The sequence below is a fragment of the Microbacterium sp. P2_F9 genome (genome assembly GCF_056403635.1).
Genome location: NZ_JBFUFC010000219.1, coordinates 1 through 6,066 on the forward strand (window position 1 = coordinate 1; position 6,066 = coordinate 6,066).

The following is a 6,066-nucleotide window of genomic DNA, read 5'->3' on the forward strand; positions in this document are numbered from 1 at the left end:
GCCCCCGCCACGTCTTTTCTCCGCCCCCCACACCATTTCGAGAACGAGACGCCGATGACCACTCCCCTCGCCATCCTCGACCTGTCTCCATTCGGAGAAGGCCAGACMCCCGCCGACGGGCTTCGGGCGAGCATCGCCCTCGCGCAGCACGCGGAACGACTGGGGTACGCGCGCTACTGGGTGGCCGAGCATCACCTCAACCCGGGTGTCGCCGGGTCCGCGCCGCACGTGCTCCTCGCCGCGATCGCCGCCGCCACCTCCCGCATCCGCGTCGGCACCGCCGCCACGATCATCGGCAATTACTCCGCCCTGCAGGTCGTCGAGGCCGCGGGCGTGGTCGCCGCCCTGCACCCCGGCCGCTTCGACCTGGGCATCGGCCGCTCCGGCGCGACCAGCTCCGCGCAGACGCCTCCCCCGAGCCGGTCGCAGGATCGTGTGGTCGACGGCCTCCTGCTTCCCGCGTCTGGATCGTTCGCGTTAGATGCCGCCCGTTTCATCGCGCAGGCACGCCTGCTCGGGCGCACGGCGGGCGACGCCGACCGCTTCGAGCAGGACGTCCACGACATCCTCGATCTCATCGACGGTACGTACGTCGCCCCCGAAGGCGTTCCGATCCACGCCACGCCCGCGGAGGGTCAAGACATCCGCGTGTGGCTGCACGGCAGCACCGCCGGCCCGAGCGCAGAGCTCGCCGGCCGGCTGGGACTGGCGTTCGGCGCCAACTATCACGTCGCCCCGACCTTCGTCCTGGACGCCGTCGCCGCCTATCGCGCGGCCTTCCGTCCGAGCGCCACGCTCGCCGAGCCGTACGTCACCGTGTCGGTGGACGTGCTCGTCGCCGATACGGATGCCGAGGCCGGGCGTCTGTCCGCCGGCTACGCGCACTGGGTGCACAGCATCCGCGCCGGCAATGGGGCGATCCCGTTCCCTACCCCCGCGAGCGCCTGGGCGCACCCGCTGGACGCCGMCGAGCTGGACGTCGTCCGCGACCGACTGGCGACCCGGTTCGTCGGCGGCCCCGAGAACGTCGCCGAGCAGCTGGAGACGCTCCGGCGTGCGACCGGCGCCGACGAGCTGCTGGTGACGACGATCACGCATGACCCGGCCGATCGCGAGCGCTCCTACGAGCTGCTGGGCCGCGCGTGKGGTCTGACCGAGACGGATGCCGCGACCGCTGACCTCGCGACGGTGGGAGCAGCATGACCATCGTGGAGCAGGCGACCGCGCGGGACGCTGACCGGGTCGTGCTGCGGCCAGTGCGGCCCCACGAGTACGCCGAAGCCGGCCGCGTCACGGCGGATGCCTATCTGGCCAGCTACGGCGACCTCTCGGAGAGCTACCTGGAGTCGCTGCGCGATGTCGCGGGGCGGCTCGAGCGCGGCGAGGTCTGGGTCGCGGTCGATGCGGACGACACCATCCTCGGCACGGTCTGGATCGCCGCGGAAGGGCGCCCCCTTTCCGAGGTGGCACAGCCCGGCGAGACCGACTTCCGCCAGCTCGCGGTCGCGCCCGCCGCTCGTGGACGTGGGATCGGCGAGGCGCTCACCCGCAAGGTGATCGCGCTTGCGGCTGAGCGCGGCTCGCACCGCGTGGTCATGAACAGCGGACCGCAGATGACCGGCGCCCACGCGCTCTACGCCAAGCTGGGCTTCCGCAGGCTGACCGAGCGGGAGGGCCGCTGGGAGGTCGAGCCCGGACGCTGGATCGAGCTGCTCGCCTTCGGACTCGATATCGACCCGGTGCCGGCTACCGCGCTCGCACGCCTGCAGCAGGAGAGCGTGGAGCTCATCCGGGACCTGATCCGCATCGACAGCGTCAACACCGGGATCGCCGAGACGATCGGCGACGGCGAGACGCGGGCTGCGCGCTTCGTGCAGCAGAAGCTCGCCGAAGTCGGCATCGCCGCCGAGCTGATCGAGTCGCGCCCGGGGCGCGGGTCGGTCGTGGCGCGGGTGCGCGGGTCGGATCCGTCGCAGGGGGCCCTCATCGTGCACGCACACCTTGATGTCGTCCCGGTGGAGGGGCAGGACTGGACGCACCCGCCGTTCGGCGCCGAGGTGCACGACGGCTGGCTGTACGGGCGCGGCGCCGTCGACATGAAGAACTTCGCCGGGACGATCCTCGCGGTCGCGCGGCACTTCGCCCGCGAGGGGATCACGCCCCGTCGGGACCTCATCTTCACGTTCCTCGCCGACGAGGAAGCGGGCGGGGTGTGGGGAGCGGGCTGGCTCGTCGACAACCGCCCTGAGCTGTTCGCCGGAGCGACCGAGGCCCTCAGCGAGGTCGGCGGGTTCTCCATTCCGCTCACCGCCGGGCGCCGCGCGTATCTCGCCGCGACCAGCGAGAAGGGCGTCGCCTGGGCGACGCTCACGGCACGCGGCCGCGCCGGGCACGGCTCACGCCCCACCGACGACAACTCCGTGGTGCGCCTCGCGCACGCGGTGGCGGCCGTCGGCGCGCACACGTTCCCGATCGTCCGCACCCCTGCCCTGCAGGCGTTCCTCGACGAGTTCGGCGCCGCACGTGGACTGGCCTTCTCCGACGAGAGCCTGCAGGACGACCTCGCGCAGCTCGGCTTCGTGTCCTCGCTGATCGGCGCCAGCCTGCGCAACACCGCCACCCCGACGGTGCTGTCAGCGGGGTCGAAGACCAACATCATCCCGGGCGAAGCGACGGCGCGCCTCGACATCCGGGTGCTCCCCGGGCAGGACGATGCCCTGCGCGACGGGCTGCGCGGGGTCGTCGGCGACGAMATCGACATTCGATTGGGCAGATGGTGGTCGGCGACCGAGGCGGACGTCGACGCGCCGCTGCTCGACGTGCTGCAGTCGGCCATCGGGTCGGAGGATCCGGACGGACTCGTCGTGCCGTACCTGCTGCCGGCGAGCACCGACAACAAGCACTTCGCGCGGCTCGGCGTCGCCGGCTACGGCTTCGTGCCGCTGCGCGTTCCCGACGGCTTCGACGTGTTCGGCCAGTTCCACAGCGCGGACGAGCGCATCCCGGTGGAGAGCCTCGAGTTCTCCGCGCGCGTGACGGAGCGGATCCTGCGCGAGGCGTGAGCCGATCAGCGCTCGTCGACGAGGTCGGCCAGCACGCGCCCGATCACCGGGGCGAACTTGAAGCCGTGGCCCGAGAAGCCCGCGCCCAGCGCGACGGGCCCGACACGATCGAGCACGAAGACCGCGTCGGGCGTGGAGGTGTACGTGCAGGTGACCTCGGTCGGCGCACTCGCATCGACACCGGGGAGCCACTCCGCCGCGTAGCGCCGCAGCGCGGCCGAGAGCTTCTCATCGGGAAGGTAGGAACGCCGGTCGGGGTGGATCTCGGGGCCGACGCCGTGCCAGCCCGCCTTGACCCCCTCGCCGGGCACCCCCATGCCGTACACGCCGCTGGGGAACCACGACGTCGCCGGATCGTCGGCCGCGGGGGCGTGGTTGAACCCGGGCCACTGCGCATCGAGGTCCCACGGGGCGAAGACCGCGGGCTGCTCCTGCGTGACCCGCAGCGGCGGCAGGGCGAACGTCGCGCCCAGTGTCGCGAGCACGTCGCTCGTCCAGGCGCCGGCCGTCACGATCGCCCGACGGGCGTCGATCACCTCGTCGGCCCCGGAGGCCGTCCGCACGCGCAGGCGGATGCCGTCATCGTCGATCGACCCGCCCAGCACCTGCGTGTCGTACCGCACCCGTGCGCCGTGCGCGACAGCCGCCTCGAGGAACGCGGCGACGGCGCGATCGGCGTGCAGGCGACCGGCCTCCGGCGTATGCAGCACCGGCCCCTCGAAGCGGAACCCTGGCCAGCGGCGCCTCGCCTCCGACGCATCGATGAGATCGGCCTGGAACCCGCCGACGGTCAGTGCGACAGCGGCCTGCTCGAAGTCGCGACCGGGTCCGTGGTTGATGATCCCGGTGCGGGTCAGGATCGCGGCATCCGTCTCGCCCTCGAGCTCACCCCAGAGATCGGCGGCCTCGTGCAGCCAGCGCAGCAGGCCAGGATCTTCGTAGCTCACGTTGAAGTTGCGCGCCGTGCCGTGGGATGCACCGTGCCGGTGCAGCGGGCCGAACCGTTCGACCAGGGTCACGTCGATCCCTCGTCGGGCGAGCTGCCACGCCGAGGCGGCACCCATCACGCCGCCGCCGATCACGACGACCTCGGTGGATCCGGTCACGCGGGGACGGGCTTCTCGAAGCAGTGCGAGAACGTGATCTCGACATACGGCGGGTAGACCGGGATCGGCGTGTAGCCGATCTTCTCGTACAGCGCGATGGCGTCGGGCTGCCGGTCGCCGGTCTGCAGGATGAGCCGTTCGGCGCCGCGGTCCGCGGCGATCCGCTCCAGCTCGCCCATGAGCAGGCGGCTCACGCCGGTGCCGCGCACGGGCGGTGCGACGAAGACGCGCTTGACCTCGAGCGAACCGGCGAGCTCTCCACCGAGGTCGCGAAGCGCGGCATGACCGACGGGGTCGCCCTCGGCATCCACCGCGATGATCGTGGCGACGATCGTGTCAGGGTCGACCGACAGCGCCTGGCCGACTCGAGCGGCGACCTCGGGCGGGATGTCGTCCAGCCGGTCGGCGTAGCGCGGACCCAGTTCGCCGTCCATCTCGGCGCGCAGCAGGACGGCGCGCGGGTCGTCCCACGGCACGGTCTCGAGATTCCAGGTGACGGCGGCATTCGGCATGGCGCCAGTATCCCTGGAGTCGGCTGGGCGCTCGCCCGGAGTGGCAACACCCCGTAATGCATCGGCCGCGCGGCGCAGCGACGGGTCGAGCGAGACGATGCTCGATACGAGCACGAACGCCCCGCACACCAGCAGGGCACGCTGCAGCGATTCGGCCGACACCCCGCCGGCAGCGCCGAGGAGGATGCCCGTCGCCAGCGCGACGACATAGGTCGCAGAGAGACGCTGAGTGAGTTGCAGGAAGGATGCCGCGACCCCGTGCAGTGCGGCGGGCGCATGCGACAGTGTGACAGCGCGCAGCGGCGGTTCGACGAGGCCTCCGGCGATGCCGAGGACGCCGTTGACCACGGCCACGAAGACGAGCAGCGCAGCGCCGTCGAACACCGGGACGGCGAAGGCGAGTGACGCGGTGAGGGCGGTCTCGGCGGCGAGCGCCGCCACGAGCACCGCGATGCCGAACCGCGCGAACAGGCGACGGCTGACCAGGGAGACGAGCAGCCGGCCGACCGCCCCCGGGATCAGCGCGGCGGCGACGACCATCGCCGGCGCACCGGTCTCTTGGAGCAGGTAGATCGTGAGGACCCCGCCCTGCGCGAGCAGCGCCCCGAACCAGGTCAGGGCGACGAGGTTGCCGGCGATGAAGCCCCGTGAGCGCATGAGCACAGGGGTGAACAGGGCGAGGCTGCCGCGGCGGGTGTAGCGGCGTTCCCACCACACCAGCGCGACGGCGAGGAGCGCACAGGTCGCGAAGACGAAGGACTGGGTCTGCGCCGGCAGTCCGGGCTCGATGACCGGCAGCATGAGGAGCACCACGAGTCCGCCGAGGAGCGCGATCGCCGGGAGGTCGAGGCTCACCCGCGCGGCACGCACATCGGTGCGCGGGAGCCCGCGCCAGGCGAGCACGATCGCCAGGATGGTCAGCGGCAGGGGCACCAGGAGGATGAGCCGCCACGCCACCTCGCTGGGCGCGGCGGTGAGGATCACGCCCGCCACGATCGGTCCGACCAGGCCCGCCGCCGCGCCGACCGCGGAGTAGGCGACGAACGCGCGGATCCGCGCGGGCCCTCGGTAGAAATCCTGGATGACGCCCAGCACCTGGGCGCTGACGAATCCTGCGCCGAGGCCCTGCACGAACCGCCCGCCGATCACCCAGACGACATCGGGCCCGCCGGCTGAGAGCACTCCACCAAGCAGGAAGACGACCAGGCCCGCGATGAACAGCCGGCGGCGCCCGTAGGCATCGCCGAGCCGGCCCGACGGCACGAGGCCGAGCCCGAAGGTGAGCGAGAACGAAGCGAGGAACCACTGGATGCCGGCCGCCGAGGCGTCGAACGTCTCGGCGAGCGCCGGCGCGGTGTACGACACCGTCGTCGCGTCGAACAGTGT

General features: G+C 72.2%; 4 protein-coding genes. 2 read left to right on the top strand and 2 right to left on the bottom strand.

What is annotated here, in order from left to right; genetic code table 11:
* Window positions 1–54 precede the first annotated feature (54 nt).
* On the top strand, window positions 55–1,203 hold the full coding sequence (locus AC1DVT_RS17235) for an LLM class flavin-dependent oxidoreductase (protein WP_477390292.1): 1,149 nt from the start codon (window positions 55–57) through the stop codon (window positions 1,201–1,203).
* A complete protein-coding gene (locus tag AC1DVT_RS17240; RefSeq protein WP_477390294.1) occupies window positions 1,200–3,062 on the top strand; it encodes a M20/M25/M40 family metallo-hydrolase in 1,863 nt (620 codons plus the stop codon). Before AC1DVT_RS17235 ends, AC1DVT_RS17240 begins: the two co-directional genes overlap by 4 nt.
* Window positions 3,063–3,067: 5 nt before the next feature.
* Here AC1DVT_RS17240 and AC1DVT_RS17245 read toward each other — a convergent pair whose 3' ends face one another.
* Window positions 3,068–4,168: an FAD-dependent oxidoreductase gene (locus AC1DVT_RS17245; protein ID WP_477390296.1), complete on the bottom strand. Its 1,101-nt coding sequence runs from the start codon at window positions 4,166–4,168 to the stop codon at window positions 3,068–3,070.
* Window positions 4,165–6,066: MFS transporter (locus tag AC1DVT_RS17250; protein ID WP_477390298.1), on the bottom strand; the 1,902-nt coding region annotated here is incomplete at its 5' end. The genes AC1DVT_RS17245 and AC1DVT_RS17250, both read right to left, overlap by 4 nt.